Origin of the sequence: Streptomyces sp. NBC_01275 (assembly GCF_026340655.1) — a bacterium.
GTDB lineage: Bacteria > Actinomycetota > Actinomycetes > Streptomycetales > Streptomycetaceae > Streptomyces.
This window is the reverse complement of record NZ_JAPEOZ010000001.1, coordinates 9,946,186-9,965,822: the sequence shown is the minus strand read 5'-3', so window position 1 is coordinate 9,965,822 and position 19,637 is coordinate 9,946,186. Positions and strand designations below refer to the sequence as shown.

General features: G+C 71.8%; 19 protein-coding genes. 4 read left to right on the top strand and 15 right to left on the bottom strand.

The window, feature by feature from the left end:
- Positions 1-3 precede the first annotated feature (3 nt).
- From OG562_RS43705 to OG562_RS43695, 3 genes are read right to left on the bottom strand one after another with little or no spacing between them, the layout of a single operon-like run.
- Positions 4-894 carry a carbohydrate ABC transporter permease gene (locus OG562_RS43705; RefSeq protein WP_266408178.1) on the bottom strand — a complete coding sequence of 297 codons (891 nt, stop codon included), beginning with the start codon at positions 892-894 and terminating at the stop codon, positions 4-6.
- Positions 891-1,772, bottom strand: a complete 882-nt coding sequence (locus OG562_RS43700; RefSeq protein WP_266408176.1) for a carbohydrate ABC transporter permease — start codon at positions 1,770-1,772, stop codon at positions 891-893. The genes OG562_RS43705 and OG562_RS43700 overlap by 4 nt, the downstream gene beginning before the upstream one ends.
- 7 nt (positions 1,773-1,779) lie before the next feature.
- Positions 1,780-3,081, bottom strand: coding sequence for an extracellular solute-binding protein (locus OG562_RS43695; RefSeq protein WP_266408174.1), 1,302 nt, complete (start codon positions 3,079-3,081; stop codon positions 1,780-1,782).
- Positions 3,082-3,600: 519 nt separating this feature from the next.
- On the opposite strand from OG562_RS43695, the gene OG562_RS43690 reads away from it, so the two are divergent.
- Entirely contained in the window at positions 3,601-4,965 is a 1,365-nt protein-coding gene (locus OG562_RS43690) for a histidine-type phosphatase (RefSeq protein ID WP_266408172.1), read from the top strand.
- On the opposite strand, the gene OG562_RS43685 is transcribed toward OG562_RS43690, so the two are convergent.
- Positions 4,931-6,070: a glycosyltransferase 87 family protein gene (locus OG562_RS43685; protein ID WP_266408171.1), complete on the bottom strand. Its 1,140-nt coding sequence runs from the start codon at positions 6,068-6,070 to the stop codon at positions 4,931-4,933. The genes OG562_RS43690 and OG562_RS43685 overlap by 35 nt on opposite strands.
- Before the next feature lie 317 nt (positions 6,071-6,387).
- The gene (locus OG562_RS43680; RefSeq protein WP_266408170.1) at positions 6,388-7,014 is read right to left on the bottom strand and encodes a rhodanese-like domain-containing protein; all 627 of its coding nucleotides are present in this window, start codon (positions 7,012-7,014) and stop codon (positions 6,388-6,390) included.
- 81 nt (positions 7,015-7,095) lie between these two features.
- Between OG562_RS43680 and OG562_RS43675 the strand changes: the two genes are divergently transcribed.
- Positions 7,096-7,383, top strand: coding sequence for a metal-sensitive transcriptional regulator (locus OG562_RS43675; RefSeq protein WP_266408168.1), 288 nt, complete (start codon positions 7,096-7,098; stop codon positions 7,381-7,383).
- A gap of 63 nt (positions 7,384-7,446) precedes the next feature.
- Here OG562_RS43675 and OG562_RS43670 read toward each other — a convergent pair whose 3' ends face one another.
- The 4 genes from OG562_RS43670 to OG562_RS43655 all read right to left on the bottom strand — a co-directional run bounded on the left by OG562_RS43670 (position 7,447) and on the right by OG562_RS43655 (position 11,379).
- A complete protein-coding gene (locus tag OG562_RS43670; protein WP_266408165.1) occupies positions 7,447-8,190 on the bottom strand; it encodes a sulfite exporter TauE/SafE family protein in 744 nt (247 codons plus the stop codon).
- A complete protein-coding gene (locus OG562_RS43665) occupies positions 8,187-8,549 on the bottom strand; it encodes a rhodanese-like domain-containing protein (RefSeq protein ID WP_266408163.1) in 363 nt (120 codons plus the stop codon). The genes OG562_RS43670 and OG562_RS43665 overlap by 4 nt, the downstream gene beginning before the upstream one ends.
- Positions 8,546-9,979 (bottom strand): MBL fold metallo-hydrolase, encoded by a 1,434-nt coding sequence (locus OG562_RS43660; protein ID WP_266408161.1) that lies wholly within the window; start codon positions 9,977-9,979, stop codon positions 8,546-8,548. Before OG562_RS43660 ends, OG562_RS43665 begins: the two co-directional genes overlap by 4 nt.
- Before the next feature lie 152 nt (positions 9,980-10,131).
- Entirely contained in the window at positions 10,132-11,379 is a 1,248-nt protein-coding gene (locus OG562_RS43655) for an FAD/NAD(P)-binding oxidoreductase (protein WP_266408159.1), read from the bottom strand.
- 437 nt (positions 11,380-11,816) lie between these two features.
- Here OG562_RS43655 and OG562_RS43650 point away from each other — a divergent pair, with 437 nt between their 5' ends.
- The gene (locus OG562_RS43650; RefSeq protein ID WP_266408157.1) at positions 11,817-12,593 is read left to right on the top strand and encodes an SDR family NAD(P)-dependent oxidoreductase; all 777 of its coding nucleotides are present in this window, start codon (positions 11,817-11,819) and stop codon (positions 12,591-12,593) included.
- An 82-nt stretch (positions 12,594-12,675) separates the two neighbouring features.
- Here the strand turns inward: OG562_RS43650 and OG562_RS43645 are convergent, their stop codons facing one another.
- From OG562_RS43645 to OG562_RS43620, 6 genes are all read right to left on the bottom strand, one after another.
- On the bottom strand, positions 12,676-13,593 hold the full coding sequence (locus tag OG562_RS43645) for an SDR family NAD(P)-dependent oxidoreductase (RefSeq protein ID WP_266408154.1): 918 nt from the start codon (positions 13,591-13,593) through the stop codon (positions 12,676-12,678).
- A gap of 86 nt (positions 13,594-13,679) precedes the next feature.
- Entirely contained in the window at positions 13,680-14,918 is a 1,239-nt protein-coding gene (locus OG562_RS43640; protein ID WP_266408151.1) for a cytochrome P450, read from the bottom strand.
- A gap of 72 nt (positions 14,919-14,990) precedes the next feature.
- On the bottom strand, positions 14,991-15,185 hold the full coding sequence (locus tag OG562_RS43635; protein ID WP_266408148.1) for a ferredoxin: 195 nt from the start codon (positions 15,183-15,185) through the stop codon (positions 14,991-14,993).
- Positions 15,186-15,202: 17 nt separating this feature from the next.
- On the bottom strand, positions 15,203-16,456 hold the full coding sequence (locus OG562_RS43630) for an NAD(P)/FAD-dependent oxidoreductase (RefSeq protein WP_266408145.1): 1,254 nt from the start codon (positions 16,454-16,456) through the stop codon (positions 15,203-15,205).
- A gap of 114 nt (positions 16,457-16,570) precedes the next feature.
- On the bottom strand, positions 16,571-17,311 hold the full coding sequence (locus OG562_RS43625) for an SDR family NAD(P)-dependent oxidoreductase (RefSeq protein ID WP_266408143.1): 741 nt from the start codon (positions 17,309-17,311) through the stop codon (positions 16,571-16,573).
- 44 nt (positions 17,312-17,355) lie between these two features.
- A complete protein-coding gene (locus OG562_RS43620; RefSeq protein ID WP_266408141.1) occupies positions 17,356-17,766 on the bottom strand; it encodes a carboxymuconolactone decarboxylase family protein in 411 nt (136 codons plus the stop codon).
- A 226-nt stretch (positions 17,767-17,992) separates the two neighbouring features.
- On the opposite strand from OG562_RS43620, the gene OG562_RS43615 reads away from it, so the two are divergent.
- The gene (locus OG562_RS43615; protein WP_266408138.1) at positions 17,993-19,621 is read left to right on the top strand and encodes an NAD(P)/FAD-dependent oxidoreductase; all 1,629 of its coding nucleotides are present in this window, start codon (positions 17,993-17,995) and stop codon (positions 19,619-19,621) included.
- The last annotated feature ends 16 nt before the right edge of the window (positions 19,622-19,637 follow it).

Sequence of the window (19,637 nt, the reverse complement as noted above, 5' to 3'; positions counted from 1 at the left end):
CGGTCACCGCATTCCCGTTCCGGCGATGCCCTGCACGAAGTAGCGCTGCAGCAGCAGGAACAGGGCGAGCACGGGCAGCATGACGACGATCGCGCCGGCGAGCATCAGACCGTAGTCGGTGACGTGCGCCGCCGCCTGGCTGGTGGCGGCGAGGCCCACCGGCAGCGTGTAGGTGGAGGTGCTCTGGGCGACGATCAGCGGCCAGATGAAGTTGTTCCACGAGGCGAGGAACGACATGATCGTGATCGTCGCGACGGCGGGGCCGGCCAGCGGGAGGAAGATCCGGAAGAAGATCCGGAACTCGCCCGCGCCGTCGATCCGGGCCGCCTCGAGAAGGTCGTCGGGGATCGACATCGCGTACTGCCGCATGATGAAGACCGACATCGGCATCGCCACGGCGGGCAGGGCGATACCGGCGAGGGTGTCCGCCAGGCCCATGTCGACGGTGAGCACGAACTGCGGGACGAAGACGGCCGTGAACGGCACCATCATCGCCGCCATGACCGCGCCGAACGCGATCCGTCGGCCCGCGAAGTCGAACTTGGCCAGGGCGTAGCCGGCGGCCGAGGCCGCCACGATGTTGCCGATCACCACGAGGGTCGCGACCACGACGCTGTTGGTCAGGAACCGGGCGAACCCCTCGGTCCTGAACAGCCGTACGAAGTTGTCGAGGGTGACGTGGTGCGGAAGCCACGCGCCGGGGTCGGAGCGGATCTCGGCGAGGCTGCGCAGCGAGCCGCCGGCCACCCAGACGAACGGCAGCATCGTCAGCAGGGCGCACAGCACCAGCGCCCCGTAGAGCAGGGGCCTGGCGAAGGACCGGCGGCGCAGGGAGATCGAGGGGGCGGGGGCGGTCATGTCGGCGTCCTCCAGCGACGCGGCGAGGGCCGTCATGCGCGGGGCCTGAGCAGCCGGAACTGGACGAGGCTCACCAGCGTCACGAGCACGAGCATCACGAAGGACGCGGCCGACGACATCCCGAACTCGCCCGCCCCGAACTGGTGGTAGGTGTACAGCGCGACGGACTCGGTGGAGCCGAGCGGGCCGCCGTCGGTGAGCAGGTACGGCTCGTCGAACACCTGGAGATAGAAGACGGTCAGCAGCACCGACACCATGAGGGTGGTGGGCAGCAGCAACGGCAGGGTGATGTGCCGCAGTTGACGCCAGCGGCCGGCGCCGTCGAGGGCGGCGGCCTCGTAGACGTCCCGCGGGATCGCCTGGAGACCGGCGAGGAACAGCACCATGGCGGTGCCGAAGTTGCGCCAGACGCCGAGCAGGATGACCACGGGCATGGCCAGGTTCGGGTCGTCCAGCCAGTTCGGTCCGGCGAAACCGACCGCGCCGAGCGCCTTGTTGACGGTGCCGCCCGCGTTGAAGGCGTACTGCCAGATCAGCGCGACCGCCACGACGTTGGTGACGACCGGCGCGAAGAAGACCGTACGGAACAGGCTGCGCAGCCGTCGGACGCCGGAGTTCAGGGTGAGGGCGAGGGCGAAGCCGATGCCCATGGTCAGCGGCACGCCGACGGCCACGAACAGGGCGGTGTTCAGGATGTCCCGCAGGAAGGTCTCGTCCTGGAACAGCCGGAGATAGTTCTCCACTCCGGTGAAGTCGACGGCGAACGGATGCCGCAGATCCGTGCCCCGCAGGTCGGTGAGGCTGAACCCGAGGGCGGCGACGGTGGGGATCGCCGTGTAGAGCAGGAACACGACCATGAAGGGGGTGAGGAACAGCCAGGCGACGGCGGTCCGGCGGACGGGGGTGGCAGTCATCCGCGGCTCACTTCGCACCCGTGCCGAGGCTCTCGGCGTACGACTGGGCGTCCGAGGCGGCCTTCGCGGCGGTCTTGGTGCCCTTGGCCACGGCCTCCATCTCCTTGCCGAGCCGGGTCGCGACCTGCTGCCAGCTGCTGACCTGCGGGAACGCCCGGGTCTTCTTCATCTGGGTGAGGAAGGCGTCCAGGAGCGGCTGCCCGGCGATGGCGGAGTCGTCCCAGGCGGAGACGACCGCCGGCAGGGAGCTGTACGCCTTGTACTGGGCGACCTGGGTGCTCGGCTTCGCGAGGTACCGGATGAGCTTCCAGGACCCGTCCGTGTTGCCGCTGTTCGCGAGGACGCCCCAGGTGCCGCCGGCGGAGAAGGAGACGCTGCCCGAGGGCCCGGCCGGAAGGGGTGCGGTGGCGACATGGGAGGCGGTCCAGCCGGTCTTCTTCGCGGCGGTGTCGAGCTGGCCTACGACCCACGGGCCCGTGATCATCGTCGCGGTCTTGCCTCCGACGAAGTACGGCTGTGCGTCGAGGAAGGTGGGCGTGGCGAGGTCGGCGGCGCCGGAGGCGAAGAACGACGCGTTGTACTGGAGCGCGTCGACCAGCGCCGGAGTGTCGAGCGTCCACTTGCCGCCGGCGGAGAGCAGCGAGCCGCCGGCCTGCCAGGCGTACATCGCGACGTCCTGGCCGTTGAAGACGTCCCAGCCGTTGTCGGCGCCGAGACCGTGTGCGGCTCCGGCGCCCTTGAGCGCCTTGAAGAACGGCAGCATCTCGTCCCAGGTCGTCGGTGCCTCGACGCCCGCCTTCTTGGCGAGGTCGGCGCGGTAGACGAGCGCGTAGGTGTACGCGTACCAGGGCACCGTGTACGCCACGTCCTCGACCACGCCCGCGTCCCAGAGGCTGGTGAAGAAGCCGCTCGGGTCGACGAGCCCGTCCGGTACGGGCCGAAGGACGGACGGGTCGAGGAACTGCGCCTGCGACTCGGGGAAGAACTGGGCGACGTCGGGCCCCTTGCCCGCCGCGATCGCCGCCTGGAGCTTGGTGTAGTAGTCGGAGTTCGGTATCAGCGTGAACTTCACGTCGACGTCCGGGTTCGCGGCCTCGAAGGGCTTGATGACCTTGCCGAGCACGTCGGCGTCGCCCTGGGCGGCCCAGACCTCGACCGTACCGGTGGCCGGGGAGGCGTCGACGGGCTTGGCGGAGGCCTTCGCGGTGGCGGCGGTGTCGCCGCGGCCGCAGCCCGTCAGGGCCAGGGTGCCGAGGAGAGCGGTGCCGGCGGTCAGTCTGAGGACGCCGCGTCGGGAGGGGTTGGACACTCAAGGCTCCTGTCTCGTACAGCCACTGAGGACACCGATGTGATGACCGATACAGACGGTAGGAATGACGTGTTTCGGCCACGCGGCTGAGCCGTCACGAATAATTTCGGAACTTGTAGCGAAATTCGCTTGTCACCCTGCGTGACCGACCTTCCCCACCTGTCCGGGCCGCGTGATGCCGTCGGCACGGCAAGGAGAGCGATGGGCGGGATATGGCCAGTGGCGTCACCCTCACGGGCGGTAGCGGTATCGCGGCGGCCGCGACGCCCACGCGCGTGACCGATTCCACCACCGTCGGCATACGTCACTCCGGCCGGGCAACCCGGCTGACGGAACCGCTCAAGCGCCACTGGGGCACCGCCGAGGCGCCGCCGACGGCACAAGATCGCCGCCCGTTCACCCACGCACCACTCCCGCGCCACCCACCGCGGGCGGGTCGTTTCCCTCCGGTTGCGAGCGTGCGGGGTCGTGTCCGATCGGCCCCGACCTTCCCTTCTGCCCGCTCGTTGAGGAACCACCATGAAGCGAACCGTCGCCTCCGGCGCCGCCGTGGCCGCGACTCTGGCGGTCGCCGCCCTGGCCCTGCCCGACGCCACCGCCGCCGCACAAAACCGGCCGCACGCCTCCGGCCCGCACTACTACACGACGAAGACGCCGTACCAGCCGCGGGAGAACCCGCGCGACTACCAGGCCGCGCCGAAGGGCTTCACCCCGGTCTTCACCGAGAACGTCGCCCGGCACGGTTCCCGTGCCATGACCGACGGCGACGACGGCGACGCGGTGCTGGCGGTGTTGGAGAGCGCCCGGACCCAGAACGCGCTGACCCCGCTCGGCGCGCAGCTCGGCCCGCAGGTGCGGACCCTGCTGACCGGCGCCTCCACGATCGGCTACGGCAGCCTCTCCGGCCGTGGCGCGCAGGAGCAGCGCGACACCGCGCTGCGCCTGGAACGCCGGCTGCCCTCGCTCTTCTCCGCCATCGTCGCCGGCGACGAGCCGATCGAGGTCGAGACCTCCGGCGTGGCCCGCGCCGTCGCCAGCGCCGACGCCTTCACCGGCGGCCTGACCGCAGGCGACCCGGCACTGGCCGGGCTGATCCAGGCGCCGGTGACGAACAAGGACCTCCTGTACTTCCACAAGCAGCCGCAGAACGCCGACTACCAGGCCTACCTCGCCGGCGACCCCGACCTGGCCGCGGTGATCGCCGAGACAGACGGGCTGCCCGACACCGCGAAGGCGGCCACGCACGTGGTCTCCCGGCTGTTCGGCGCGAAGTTCGTCAAGGCGATGCCGAGCGCCGACCGGATCTCCTTCGCCCGCTCGCTGTACGAGCTCTACAGCGCCGCGCCCGACCTGAGCGTGGAAGCCCCGGGAGTCGACCTCGACCCGTTCCTGGCGCCCCGGGACGCCCGCTGGTTCGCCTACCTCGACGACGCCGAGGAGTTCTACCAGAAGGGCCCGGCCTTCACCGGCCGCACCATCACCTACGACATGGCGAACGTCCTGCTGGACGACCTGTTCGCCCAGGCCGAGGCGAAGGCGGACGGCACGAGCGACAAGGGCGCGGTGCTCCGGTTCACCCACGCGGAGGAGATCGAACCGCTCGCCGTCGTCCTCGGCCTGCCCGGCAGCGCCAAGAGCGCGGACCTGAACCGGCCCTACACGTACGAGAACAACCCCTGGCGCGGCGCGGACGTCGCCCCGATGGCCGCCAACGTGCAGTGGGACCTGTACGCGAGGACGAGCACCGGGCGGGGCGCCCAGTACCTGGTGCGGATGCTGTTCAACGAGAAGGAGACCGCGTTCAAGACCTCCTGCAAGCCCGTCGCCAAGGGCAGCCGCTTCTACGACCTCAACGAGCTGAAGCGCTGCTACGACCGCGCCTGACGGCGACCGTCGAGCCGCTCCCCCAGGCCGGCCCGGCGGGCCGCGCGACACGCGCCGACCGGTGCCGGCGGAACCACACCGCCAGCACCATCGGGTAGACGAGGTAGCCGAAGCGTGTGGCCGGCATCAGGCACATGGCCAGGCCGAGGCCCAGTGCCAGCCGGTCCGCGGCGGCGACGACCGTGCGCGGCGGGCGGACCGCCAGCGACCCGGCCACGCACACCGCGCCCGTCGCGAGGGCCGCGACGGCGATGGCGCGGCCCTCCGGCACACAGGCGGCCAGCAGGTATCCGGGCAGCGGGCTGGTGGCCGGGGAGCTGGTTCCGCCGGCTCCGAGCGGGAACAGCAACACGTGCACGGTGAACGCCCGCGGGTCGACGAGCGCGGCCGGCGCCACGGCGAGGGCCGTCACGGCCAGCGCGGCTCCGGCGGCCCGCACGGCGGCCCGGCGGCCCGAGGTCACCGCGATCAGGACCACTCCCACGGGCAGCAGCGGCCAGGCGGTCCACTTCAGCGCCGCCGCCGCGCCCATGGCCAGACCGGCCGCCGTACCCGTTCCGCGCCGGCCGGCCAGCGCCAGTCCCAGGCAGACGAACCCGATCACCGGGAGGTCGACACCGCCCACCGCGAGCGGGAGGGCCACCGCGGGGAACCCCGCGAGCAGCGGCACGGCCTTGCTGCGCGGCGCCGACAGGGACATGGCCGCGAGGAACACGACCGCGAACCAGAGACGGGCGTCCGCGAGCGGGGTGTCGCCCAGGAGGGCGTGGGGGATGCCGAAGACCGCCATGCCGGGCAGATACGGGTTGAAGTCCGCGACGTCCGCCGGGTGCGGCACGTAGGGGCTGCCGGAGTTCAGCAGCAGCGTGGCGGAGCGTTCGACGACGCCGACCTCCGACTGGGCCGTTCCCAGAACCATCAGCACCGCCAGCGACGCCACCACCGATCCCCCGACCGCGACGAGCGCGCTGCCCCTGCCCCAGGGGTGTCGCGCCCGGGCGGCCAGCGCCGCCGCCGCGCTGTAGCCGACCGCCGCGCACACCCCCCACACCCGATGCGCGGGAAGCGTCGTGACCAGGCCAGGGCGAGGGCGAACGCGGCGCACGCCAGCCAGTGGAGGACATCCCGACGCGCCCGGACCCGACGGAGGCCCGACGTGCCCGACGCGACGACGCGGGAAGCGGCGCCGGGGCCTGTGCGCGGGGCTCCTGCCGGGACCGACTTCGTGGGTGCGGCCGTCGACTGACCTGCCGGGGGACTCAGTTGGCGGGACATGGGCGTACTCCTGTGACGGGGGGCGAGGGGAGGCTCGGTCCCAATCTCGCGCCCCGACCAGGTGTCCCACCTCGGCCGAACGGTCACCGCGCGAGCACGTCGACCGGCCCGCCCTCGGCCGATCGACCGAGGGCGGGTCCGGATGGCTCAGCGGTTGCGGAGGGCGGCCAGTGTGGTGGCCAGGTCGGCCGGGCGGGCGCGGTTGTGGGGCAGTTCGGCGAGCAGGGCCGCCATGCCGCAGGTGTCGGTGAGCGCGGAGAGGACCAGCCCGCCCGCGACGCCCGCCGAGAGGAGCTGGAAGGCCGGGTGCACGAGCAGGCCGAGGCCGAGTCCGGCGAGGACGACGGCGCCGGCCGTCAGCCGCACCTGGCGTTCCATGCTCCAGACGGCTCGGGGGATGTCACAGGCCGTGGGACGGTGCAGGTCGTGGCCCGCGGCGGCCCAGGCGGCGGTGCCGCCCGCCAGGGTGGCGACGGGGACGCCGTTCCCGGCGAGCAGCTCGCAGGCGTTCGCGGACCGGGCGCCGGACGCGCATACGACGAGGAGGTCGCCGTGCTCTGAGGCCCTCCGTAGGTCGGGCAGCACGCGCCGGAGGTGGTCCAGCGGGATGTTGAGGGCGCCGGGCAGATGGCCCGAGGCGTACTCGCCCGGTGTCCGTACGTCGATGACGGTCAGCTCGTGCAGCCGGGCGCCGGCCTGGTCGATGCCGAGAGTGCCGGGGGTGACAGGGGTGACGGGCGTGCCAGGGGCGGCGGAATGGAGGGGAGCAGTCATGACAGATGTGATCCTTGGTCTTCGACGGTACCCCTGACCGGGGCGTAGAGTACCCCTAGGGGTATTGATGGAGGAGTGATCGTGGAACTGGACCTCGCGGGTGCCGAACTCAAGTCCGTGCTGAACCGGCTGCGTCGGGCCCAGGGGCAGATCGCCGGTGTGATCCGGATGATCGAGGACGGGCGGGACTGCGAGGAGGTCATCACGCAACTCGCCGCCGCTTCCCGGGCTCTGGACCGGGCGGGCTTCGCGATCATCGCCACCGGCCTTCAGCAGTGCATCACCGACACCGAGAAGGCGCAGCGCAACGGCGAGACGTCGGAGCAGATGCGCGCCCGGCTGGAGAAGCTCTTCCTGTCGCTGGCCTGAGGCCCGGGGCGCGCCCGCCCGTCCTGCACCGGCCCGGCGCCGCCCCGGGGCGGTCGGCGCGCATCACACCGCCACGTCGATCAGCATGACGGCGGCCACCGCCAGCAGCACCAGCGCGAAGATCCGCTGGAGCGCGCCCCCGGAGACCCTGGCGGCCAGGCGTTTGCCGTCCCACGCGCCGAGCACCGCGGCCGCGGCGAACGGGCCGATGACGGCCCAGTCCAGCCCGTCGGCCGTACCCGCGCGCATGGCCAGGGCGGCCGTGGAGTTGACGGAGATGACCAGCAGGCTGGTGCCGACCGCCTCGCGCATCGCCAGGCCGAGCACCCCGACCAGGGCCGGTACGGCCAGGAAGCCTCCGCCGACGCCCAGCACCCCGGTGACCGCGCCCAGGCCCGCGCCGGCCCCGGCCGCCCGCAGCGGCCGTACGGGCCCGGTGGCCGGTGTGCGCCCCGGGCGCAGCATCCGCACCGCGGCCACCGCCGCGACGGCGGCGAACGCGCAGGTCAGGGCCGACTCCGAAAGGCGGCTCGCGAGGGCCCCGCCGAGGACGGCGGGGCCGATGCCGGCCGCCGCGAACAGCAGACCGGTGCGCCAGCGCACATGGCCGTCGCGGGCGTGCGCGGGCAGGGCGGTGGCCGAGGTGACGGCGACGATGACGAGGCCGGCCGTGGTGGCCGCGATCGGGGTGAACCCGAGCAGATAGATCAGGGCGGGGACGGCGAGGACGCTGCCGCCGCCCCCGAGCGCCCCGAGCGCCAGGCCGATGACGGCCCCGGCGGCCAGGGCGAGTATCAGAGCGCTCACGCGACGGTGCCGTCCTCGCCTCGCGTGTCCACCACGGGCAGTCCGGAGCGCGCCCAGTCCCGCATCCCGCCGATCACGTCGACGGCTTCGACGCCCTGGGCGGTCAGCAGTTCGGCGGCCTTGCGGGAGCGGTTGCCGGAGCGGCAGACGACGACCAGGGGCCGCCCCTCCGCCCCGGCGGGCAGACCGGCGCCGGCCTCCAGCGCCGACAGGGGCAGGTGCACGGCGCCGGGGGCGTGGCCCGCCTGCCACTCGTCGGGTTCACGGACGTCGAGCAGCACGGCGGCGCCGTCACCGGCGCGCGCCATCGCCTCCTCGACGCCGACCCGGCCCGGGTCGTGGGGGAACGACACGTTCATCGAGTCCTTCCCTCCTCAGCCCTTCCGGCCTCCCGGACGACGAGCCCCGCCGCCTCCGCGTTGCCGTAGGCGTCGTCCACGGCGACGACGGCACGGCCCGCCGCGGCCAGCAGGGAGGCGGCGACGGCGGCGCGCATCCCGCCGGCGCAGTGCACCCACACCTCGCCCGCCGGGATCTCGTCGAGGCGACGATGCAGGGTGTGCAGGGGGATGTGGACCGAGCCCGCGATGAAGCCTCCGGCGCGTTCGGAGGCGCGCCGGACGTCCAGCACGACGACGCCCTCGCTCCCGGACGAACTCCCGGACCCGCTCCCGGCTCCCCTCCGCTCGGCGAGGTCGGCGAGGTCGGCGAAGGCGGCGCGCCGGAAGGACCCCAGCGCCTCGCCCTCACGCACCCAGCCCGACGGCTCGCCGGTGGCCGCGGCGGCGGGCCGGTCGATGCCGACCCGGACGAGTTCCCGCTGGGCTGCGGCCAGTTGACCGGCCGACTCCGCGAGCAGGGTCACCGGTTTGCCCCAGGGGATCAACCAGGCCAGATACGTGGCGAGTTGGCCTTCGGCCTCGAAGTTGAACGAGCCCGAGACATGCCCGCCGGCGAAGGCGACCCGGTTGCGCAGATCCACCACCCACTCCCCCGCGGCCAGCCGCGCGGCGATCTCCTCGGCATCGGCCACGGCGGGCGGGGTGAGGTCGACCGGCGCGGGTCCGGCGGCGTTGGCCGGTCCCATGTGCGTGTAGTAGGCGGGGACGGCGTCGAGCCCGGCGAGCAGGTCGGAGACGAAGGTCTCGACGTCCCGGGTGAGCGCCTCGTTCGCCGTCCTCTCCTTGCCGATGGTGCTGTCACTGCCGTCGGACCGGCCGGCGGAGCAGAAGCTGCCGAAGCCATGGGTGGGCAACACGGCGGTCTCGTCCGGGAGTTCGGCCGCGAGCCGGTGTGCGGAGGCGTGCTGGGCACGGGCCAGGTGTGCGGTCAGTCGCGGCTCGACGAGATCGGGGCGGCCGACCGTGCCGATGAGCAGCGAACCGCCGGTGAACACCGCGACCGCCAGTCCGTCCTCCTCCAGGACGTACGCGGTGTGGTGCGGGGTGTGACCGGGGGTGGCCATGGCCCGCAGGGTCAGACCGGCCGGACCGTCGACTTCGACGACGTCCCCGTCCCGGACCGGGGTCCGGGCGAAGGACACCCGGGCGTCGGCCGGGACCAGATAGGCGGCGCCGGTGATCCGCGCCAACTCGAGGCCGCCGGTGACGTAGTCGTTGTGGAGGTGCGTCTCCACGACATGGGATATCCGCACCCCGCGGCGGGCAGCCACGGCCAGGACCTGGTCGACGTCCCGCGGTGGATCCACCGCCACCGCGGTGTGCTCACCGCCCGCGAGGTAACTGCGGTTGCCGAGACCCGCCAACTCGATGGCATCGACGAAGAACACGCCGGTGACTCCTTTCCGTCGGAGATCCACCTCGGAGATGTACCCCCGGGGGTATATGAACGACAGTAGCACGGGTACCCCCGGGGGTATTTTCAGGGGACTGTCAGCCGGCCAGCCGGGCCAGGCCTCGAGACGGCCAGGCGGTCAGGCGGTCAGGCGCGACCTTTGAGCATGCCGTGCCAGTACAGGGCGGGCAGGCCGTAGCGCTTGAGCAGCCACATGTCGCGGCGCTCCTTGGTGGTGTCGAGCAGGGGAATGCTGGGGGCGGGGTTGTGGTCGTAGTCGAACTCGGCGAGGAGCACCCTGTCGCGGGCGGTGACCAGCGGGCAGGACGTGTAGCCGTCGTAGCGGCGCCGCCGACCGCCGCGTTCGCCTGCCAGCTCGGCCAGCAGGTTGGCGACCAGAACGGGGGCCTGCTTGCGGACGGCGGCGCCCGTCTTGGAGGTGGGCAGGTCGGCGACGTCGCCCAGAGCGAAGACGTTGGCGTGGCGCGGGTGTTGGAGGGTGTGCTTGTCCACCTCGACGTAGCCGTAGGGGCTCGCAGAGGCGGCGAGAGGGCTGCGCTCGACCCAGTCGGGGGCGCTCTGCGGCGGTACGGCGTGGAGCAGGTCGAAGGCGAGGCTCTCCTCGGCGCCGGTGGAGCGGTCGGCGAGGGTCAGCCTGCGGGCCGCGCCGTCCACGGCGGTCATCTCGGAGTTCAGGCGGACCTCGATGCCGTAGCGGTCGGCGACCCGTTCCAGGGCACGACGCCAGACCGGCACCCCGAACAGGGAGTCGGCGGGCAGCACGAGGACCACTCGGATGCGGTCCAGAACGCCCTGCCTGCGCCAGTGGTCGGCGGCGAGATAGGCGATCTTCTGCGGGGCGCCGCCGCACTTCACCGGGCCGGCGGGCTGGGTGAAGACCGCGGTGCCCGAGCGCAGGCCGCGGATCAGCTCCCAGGTGTAGGGAGCGTGCTCGGCGGAGTAGTTGCTGGAGACCGCGCCGTGCCCGACGGCGGCGTCCAGTCCGGGGACCTCTCCCCAGTCCAGCTGCAGACCGGGAGCCATCACCAGGAAGTCGTAGCCGATGACACGGCCCGCTCGGGTCGTGACGGTCCCCTCCTCGGGGTCTACGGCGACGGCGGCCTCGCGGATCCAACGCGCCCGCCGGGGCATCACGGAGGCTTCGGAGCGGCGGGTGACGCCGAGCGGGGCCCGGCCGCCGCCGACCAGGGTCCACAGCGGCTGGTACCAGTGGACGTCGGCCGGCTCGAGCACCGCGACATCGACGACGCCCGCGCGACACAGCCGGGCGGCGACCGTGATCCCGGCGGTGCCGCCGCCGACGATCAGCACCTGGTGGTGGTCACGGGCGGAGGCGGGGAGGGAGGCGGAGGGCGGGGAAGACACGGAAGACACGACGGACTCTCCTCACTGTCTGCTGCACTGCTGCACTGGTGCTCTGCTGCACTGGCGCTCTGCTGCACTGCCGCGATCAATACCCCCAGGGGTATTCAGCGATGGTAGGCCCGCATCCCGGGCGAGGGCCACCGAGAGCCCGAACAATTGCCTTACAGGCAAGGCGAGTTGACAGACGCCCTGCGACGCCCTCTCCTCCCTCGACCGCCTTGCCCGACCGTTTCGCGCCGACCGTCTCGCGCAGCGCACCGGTGTAGCCGACTGCACCACAGGTTCGGGAGCGCGCTCCCTCGTGGGGACGACCCGGTGCCGGGATGGTTGACGACACAAGGTCGTCGCTCTTCCGGCACCGGTTTCGACCTGTTCCCCGAGCGCCGACCGAGCGACGAGGCAGCCGAACACACGAGGCAGGGAACGACGTGAGAGCCAGGAGTCATATGACGAGCGACGGCGATCTCGAAGGGCGGAGTGTCGTCGTCAACGGCGCGGGATCCGGCATCGGACGGGCCTCGGCCCTCGGTTTCGCCGCGCTGGGCGCCAAGGTCGTGGTCGCCGACCGGGACGCGGCCGCCGCAGCTCAGGTGGTCAAGACCATTTCCTATGCGGGTGGCGCCGCCTGCGCGGTGATCGGCGATCCCTGTGACCCGCGCGTGGTGGACGAGGTCGTCACGATGGCCGTAGGGGCCTTCGGCGGGCTGGACGTCCTGGTCGACGACACCGGGATACCGCACCGGACGACCGCCCTCGCCGACACCCGCCACACCGACGCCACCGACGTCACCGATGTCGCCGACGACGCCGAGTGGCGCCGCGTCATCGAGGCGGGTCTGACCGCGCCCTACCTGCTGATCCGCGCCGCGCTGCCGCACATGTTGGCCAAGGGGCGCGGGGCGATCGTCCTCACCGTCTCCGAGGCCGGTCTGCGCGGCGGCGCCGCGGGCGCCGCCTGCACCGCCGTCGCGCACGGCGTCGTAGGCCTGGTGAAGTCCCTTGCCGTGCGCCACCGCGACCAGGGCATTCGCGCCAACGCCATCGCCGCCCCCGGCGGAGCCGGCGCCGATCCCAGCCTTGTCTGCGCCTGCGGCGCGGCCCCGTCGGGCAGGGCGGCCGAGTCGGCGGAGCACGCGGACGTCGTCCTCTTCCTCGCCTCCGAGGCCGCGAGGAACATCAACGGCGTCGTCCTGCCCGTGGACAACGGGCGGTCCGCCGCCTGACCCGGTCCGCCAGGCGCGCGAAGTGCCCGTACCGGAGTATCAAGGGCAGGACGACTCCGGCACGGGCACGCTCTGGGTGGGCCTAGGAGAACTGGTGCTTGAGGAAGGATCCCGACCACGCCATCAGGTCGGAGGGGACGTAGTAGTCCTTCTCCTCGTTGATGGCGTCCCAGTTCCTGGCGACGTCCTCGATCGAGGCGGGCCCGTCCTCGTGGGCGTATCCCTCGGTGGAGGCGATGAACAGCCGCGCGAAGCGGCCCGCCCCGGCCGTGTAGATCTCCCCGCTGACCGGGCAGTTCTCATGCGCGAGGTACGCGACCATGGGGGCGACCGCGTTCGACGGCATGTACGGCTGACCGGGCGTCGGCGGGGCGTCCTCGGGCGGCTCTCCCCCGCCCATCCGGGTCATCGCCGCCGGCGCGATCAGGTTGACCTTGATGTTGTGCGGCTCGCCCGCCAGTTTCGCGCTGCGCGCCAGCCCGATCGTGCCGCCCTTCGCCGCCGCGTACGACAGGTTGTTGGGAAGTCCCAGGACACCGCTCGACGTCGTCAGCACGACCCTGCCGTAGCCCTGTTCGACGAAGTGCGGCCAGGCGGCCCGCAGCGTGTTGAAGGAGCCGATCAGGTGGACGGCGAGATGCCGTTCGAGGTTGTCGAGGTCGACCTCGGGCAGGCCCGCCCACCGGATGATCCCGGCGTTGTTGACGAGGACGTCGATCCGGCCGAAGTGCTCGATCGCGGAGTCGACGATCGCCCGGCCGCCCGCCTCCGTGGACACGTCGTGCGTGTCGGCGACGGCCTCGCCGCCGGCGGCCCTGATCTCGTCCACGACCTTCTGCGCGGGGCCGGCGTCGGCGCCCTCGCCCTCCATCGATCCGCCGAGGTCGTTGACGACGACCTTCGCGCCCTGCTCCGCCAGAAGGCGGGCGTAGGCCCGGCCGAGACCACGGCCCGCGCCGGTGACGACCGCCACGCGCCCTTCGAAGCTGAACTCGCTCATGGGTGACTCCGTACGTTGTCGGGCGGTGTCCGGCGGCTCCGGGCGCCCTGCGCTGATCGGGGTGGTGCTCGGCTGCCGGGTGACGGCTACCAGGTGACGGGCAACTCGCTGACGCCGAAGGCCAACGCGTCGGCCGGCCGGAACTTCAGCTCGTCGCGGTCGACCGCGAGGCGCAGGGTCGGGATGCGCCGGTAGAGCGTGCCGTAGACGACCTGGAGCTCGATGCGGGCGAGCTGCTGGCCGAGGCACTGGTGGATGCCCCAGCCGAAGGCGTGGTGGTGGGTCGCCTTGCGGGTGAGGTCGAGCCGCTCCGGGTCGGGGAACGCCACCGGGTCCCAGTTCCCCGCGGGCAGCGGGACGATGATGCCGTCCCCGGCCTTGATGTCCGCACCCTCGAACGCGAAGTCCTCACGGGCGATGCGCCGCTGCCCGAACGTGGCGACGGTCAGATAGCGCAGGATCTCGTCGACCGCGTTCGCGACGATCTTCGGGTCGTCCGTCTCCCGCAGCAGCCGCAGCTGTTCGGGGTTGTCCAGCAGCAGGCCGGTGCCCAGTGTGATCATGGTCGCGCTGGTCTCGTGCCCGGCGATCAGCAGGATCATGGACAGCAGCGTGGCCTCGGGAAGGGTGAGGTCCCCCGCCTTGATCCGCGCCGCGAAGTCCGAGAGCACGTCATCGGCCGGCGTCTCCATCTTGACCTGCAGCAGATTGGCCAGATAGCCGCCCAGCGCCTCGCCCGCCGCACGGTCGTCCTCGGCCGTCTTCTCGCTCGTGGTCGCCACGCGGGCGTGCTTCTGGAAGAACTCGTGATCCTCGTACGGCACTCCGAGCAGCGCGCAGATCATCAGCGAGGGCAGCGGCAGGGACAGCGCGGTCGTCAGGTTGACGGGCTTCGGGCCCGCCAGCATCTTGTCGATGAGCTCGTCGGTGAACCGCTGGATCTCCGGGCGCAGCGCCTCCATCCGGGGGCGGGTGAACGGGCGGGTCATCATCCGGCGGATCCGGGTGTGGTCGGCGCCGTCGGCGTTGAAGATCGTGAGCGGGTGGTGGGGGGCGTTCTCCGCCATGGCCTGGTTCGGGTACGGGAACCCGGCCTGCTTGTCGTCCGAGCTCACCCGGGGGTCGGACAGGATCGCGCGCTGCGCGGCGTGGCCCGTGACGAGCCAGGGGGTGCTGCCGTCCCAGATCCGGCCCCGGGAGATGGGCGCCTCGTCGTTGAGGGCCCGCAGTCCGGGCGGCGGGGCGTAGGGGCACTTGGCGTCCCTGTCGTCCTGGTAGTAGTAGACCGGCTCGTCGGGGGCGAGCCGGACATCGGCCTCGGTCATGGTCGTTTCCTCCAGATACGTGGGGGGTAAAGGGGGAGCCCCGGGGCTGCCGGGGCCGAAGTCCGGGGGGAGCTATTCCTCGATGCGGATGGCCAGCGCCGGGCACACGGCGGCCGCGTTGCGGACGTCGTCGGCCAGCTCCGGCGGCGGGTTCTCGTTGAGCAGGACGACGATGCCGTCCTCGTCGCGCTGGTCGAACACGTCCATGGCGGCGGACACGCACTGTCCGGCGGCGACGCACTTGTCCTCGTCGACGACAACCTTCATGGGTCTCTCCTGATCGTTCAGTGGGTAGGGGTCGACGCGAACAGGGGTGCCCCCGCGCGCGTGGCGTCCGGGCGTGGGAGGGCGTCGACGACCTCCTGGCGGCGCAGGCGCGTCTGCTTCGGCATGTTCCAGCCGAGCACCCCCGTGACGCGGCCCTCGCTGCGGTAGCGGACCACGAACCGGCGGGCCGACAGGTCGCCCTCGACGACGTCCGCTTCGGCGTCGGGAGGAAGGAAGCCGTGGACCTGGAGCTTGGCGTCGAACTGGTCGGTCCAGAAGTACGGCACCGGCAGATACGGCCGGCCCTCGCCGAGGATGTCGGCGGCGACGGCGATGGCCTGCTCCGTGGCGTTCGTACGGTTCTCCAGGCGGACCAGACGGCCGAGGTGCTCGTGGTGGAAGCGGGCCACGTCGCCGACGGCGTAGATCCCGTCCTCCGCCCGGCTCCGTGAGTCGCACACCACGCCGTTGTCCAGCTCGAGACCGCTGTCCGTCAGCCAGTCCGTCGCCGGGGACGCGCCGATCGCGACGACCACCACGTCGGCCGGCAGCACCTCGCCCGTGCCGAGCGCCACGCCGGTGACCCGGCCCCGCTCGCCGGTCAGGCCCGCGACGCCGGCGCCCAGCCGCAGCCGTACTCCGCGTTCGGTGTGCAGTTCCGCCAGCGCTTCCGACACCAGCGGGCCCACCTGCAGGGCCATCGGGGCGGCGAGCGGGCCGGTGAGGGTGACGTCGAGGCCGAGGGTGCGCGCGGTGGCCGCGATCTCGGAGCCGAGGACGCCCTCGCCGACGACCACCAGCCGGGTGGCGGTCCGCAGGTCCTCCCGCAGGGCGAGCGCGTCGTCGAGGCTGCGCAGCACGTGCACACCGGCCAGGGGCTCCTGGCCCGGGAGCGTCCGGGCCCGCACCCCGGTGGCGATCACGATCGCGTCCGCCCGCAGCTCCCGCCCGGACTCCGTCCGCACGGTCCGCGTGGGCACGTGCAGCGCGGTCGCCCGGTCGCCCAGACAGAAGTCGGCGTTCAGGTCCGACAGGACCTCGGCGGTCCGCAGTTCGGCCCGGCCCGGTTCCCAGGCGCCGGAGAGGACCTGCTTGGACAGCGGCGGCCGGTCGTAAGGAGGGTGCGGCTCGTCGCCGAGGACCGTGACGGCTCCGGCGTACCCCGTGCGCCGCAGCGCCTCCACCGTGGTCAGTCCGGACGCTGACGCGCCCACCACCAGGACGCTGGCCGGGACTGTCCCGCGGTCCCCGTTGTCGTTGTCGATCCTCATGCGCGGCTCCATTGCGGCGTGCCCGGGGTCCGGACTGTGCGGGAAATATAGACCTAACGGTCGGTACAATCAATAGACGGGGCTCCGTCCAGAAGACCGGGCTCCGGCCCGGACTCACACCAGGTAGCGCCCGCCGTTCGCGCTGAGCGTCTGACCGGTGACGTAGCTCGCCTCCGGGGAGGCCAGATAGGCCACCGCGTACGCGACGTCCTCGGGGGTGCCGGCCCGCTTCATCGGCATGGTGGCGGCGACCGCCTCCACGTCGACGGGGCCCTGGCGGACCAGCGGGGTGTCGATGAACCCGGGCGGGACGTGGTTGACGGTGATGCCCTTGTCGATGTACTCGATCGCCAGCGCCCGGGTCAGGCCGATGACACCGCCCTTGGACGCCGCGTAGTGGGCCATGGCGGGCGCGCCGGTCTGCGCCGACGAGGAGGAGATGTTGACGATCCGGCCCCAGCCGGCCGCCAGCATGTCCGGCACCAGCTCCTTGGTGACCAGGAACGGCCCCTTCAGGTTGATGCCGATCATGCGGTCCCAGGCGTCCTCGGTGATGTCGGTGAAGGGCTGGTAGGCGGTCGTCCCGGCGTTGTTGACGAGGATGGCGACCGGTCCGAGCTCCTCGCGGGTGCGGGCGGCCGCGGCCGCCACCGCGGCGGCGTCGGAGGCGTCGCCGCCCACGGCGATCGCCTTGCCGCCCGCTTCCTGGATCGTGGCGACCGTCTTCTCGGCGCCTTCGAGGTTCAGGTCCCAGACCGCGACGGCTGCGCCCTTGGCCGCCAGGACCTTCGCGATCCCCTGACCGATGCCCCGGGCGCCGCCGGTGACCACGGCGACCTTTCCTTGCAGTGACATGCGTGCTCCTTAGTGCCTCTTGCGGATCCGCCGGGCGGGCCCGGTCAACGGGCCAGTGCCTCGCGGGCGGCGGTGCGGGCCGCCGTGGCGCGGGGGTAGCCGGCGTATCCGGCGGAGTGGTAGATGACCTCGGCGATCTCGTCCTCGGTCAGTCCGTTGGTCAGCGCGATCCGGACGTGGGTCTTCAGCTCCGACTCGGCGCCGAGCGCGATCAGGATGCCCAGCGTGACCAGGCTGCGGTCCCGGAACCCGAGCCCCTTGCGGGCCCACAGGGAGCCGAACACGGTCGTCAGGCCGATCTCGACAAGTTCCTCACCCACTTGTCCGTCCCGCAGGTCGACGTCACCCTCGGGAAACACCCCGGGCAGCACCGCGCGCAGGGCTTCGAGACCCGCGGCCCGCAGATCCGAGCCGGCTGCGGGCTCCTCGGACTCCTCGGCGGTCTTCGCGTTCATATGCGGCTCCTGCTTGCACGAGAAGGCGGCCATCGCCTTGACCGGAAAGTTAGATCAAACGGTCGGTACAATCAATGGCTGAAGCGGGTCGACGCACAAAACGTTCGCCACCGCGCCCATTGCCCGCACCGACCCCCTCATCTACGCTCGGTCTGAATATTCGATCGACCGGTCGAACTATGAATCACCGCAGGAGCACCACCGCCCCTGTCACCTTGGAGGGCAGATGAGCGAATCGACGAAGGTGTCGAGCGCCTGGACCGACGTCCTGGTCATCGGAGCCGGCGTCACCGGCATCTACCAGCTGTACCTGGCGCGCGAGGCCGGGTTCTCGGCGCGGCTGATCGAGGCGGGCACCGGTGTGGGCGGGACCTGGTACTGGAACCGCTACCCCGAGGCGCGCTTCGACTCCGAGAGCTACACCTACGGCTACCTGTTCTCGAAGGAGCTGTGGGAGGAGTGGGAGTGGTCGGAGAAGTTCGCGGGCCAGCCCGAGATCGAGCGCTACTTCAACCACGTCGTCGACCGGTTCGACCTGCGGCGCGACATCCGGCTCGGGGTCAAGGTGACCGAGGCCGTCTACGACGAGCCGTCCGGGACCTGGACCGTACGGGGCAGCGACGGCACCGAGTTCCGGGCCCGCTACGTCGTCGCGGCGACCGGTAACCTCTCGGTGCCGTTCATCCCCGCCATCCCGGGACGCGAGGACTTCCGCGGCGAGCAGCACCACACCAGCCGCTGGCCGAAGACCCCCGTCGACTTCAGCGGCAAGCGGGTGGCCCAGATCGGCACCGGATCCAGCGGTGTGCAGATCGTCCCCGCGATCGCGGACGACGTGGCCCAACTCACGGTCTACCAGAAGCAGGCCGACTGGCTCACCCCGCTCAACAACGGGCCGATCACGCCGGAGGAGCAGGCCGAGCTCAAGGCGAACTACGAGTCCATCCGCGACACGCTGAACACCTCGCCGAGCGGCTTCCTCCACCAGATCACCATGCGTTCCGGCCTCGACGACACCCCGGAGCAGCGCCAGGAGTTCTACGAGACTCGGTGGAACGGGCCCGGCTTCACCAAGCTGTCCGAGCACTACTGGGACATGCTGACGAACGAGACCGTGAACGCGGAGTGGTGCGCGTTCATGGCCGACAAGATCCGCGGCATCGTCAAGGACCCGGAGACGGCGGAGAAGCTGATCCCCAAGGGACACGGCTACGGCGGTCGGCGGCCTCCCTTCGGAACCGGCTACTACGAGGCGTACAACAAGCCGAACGTCTCCCTCGTCGACATCAACGAGACGCCGATCACCCGCATCACCGAGGACGGGATCGAAACCTCCGCGGGTGTCGAGGAGTTCGACATCATCATCTGGGCGACCGGCTACGACTTCGGCACCGGCGCCCTCAACCGGCTCGGTGTGCGCGGCCGTCAGGGCCTCCCGCTGAAGGAGTACTGGGCGGAGGGTCCGCGCACCTACCTCGGGATCGCGGCGGCCGGCTTCCCGAACTTCTTCTTCCCCGGCGGACCGCACGGCGCGACGGGCAACAACCCGCGGTACGCCGGCGACCAGGTGGAGCTCGTCACCGACGCGCTCGTCCACGCGCGCGACCACGGCCACGACGTCGTCGAGGCGGCCGCCGGCGCCGAGGAGGAGTGGACGGAACAGATGAACAGCAGCACGCAGTCCTCCTTCCTGGAGAGCAGCTACTTCTACGGGGCCAACATCCCCGGCAAGCCGGTCAAGCAACTGCTGAACCCGACGGGTCGGTGGGCGCTCCTGGAGACCGTCGCCGCCGTCAGGCAGAACGAGTACGCGACGTTCACCTTCTCCAAGGCCATGGAGAAGGACGACGCCTGAACACCGCGGCGGGGCC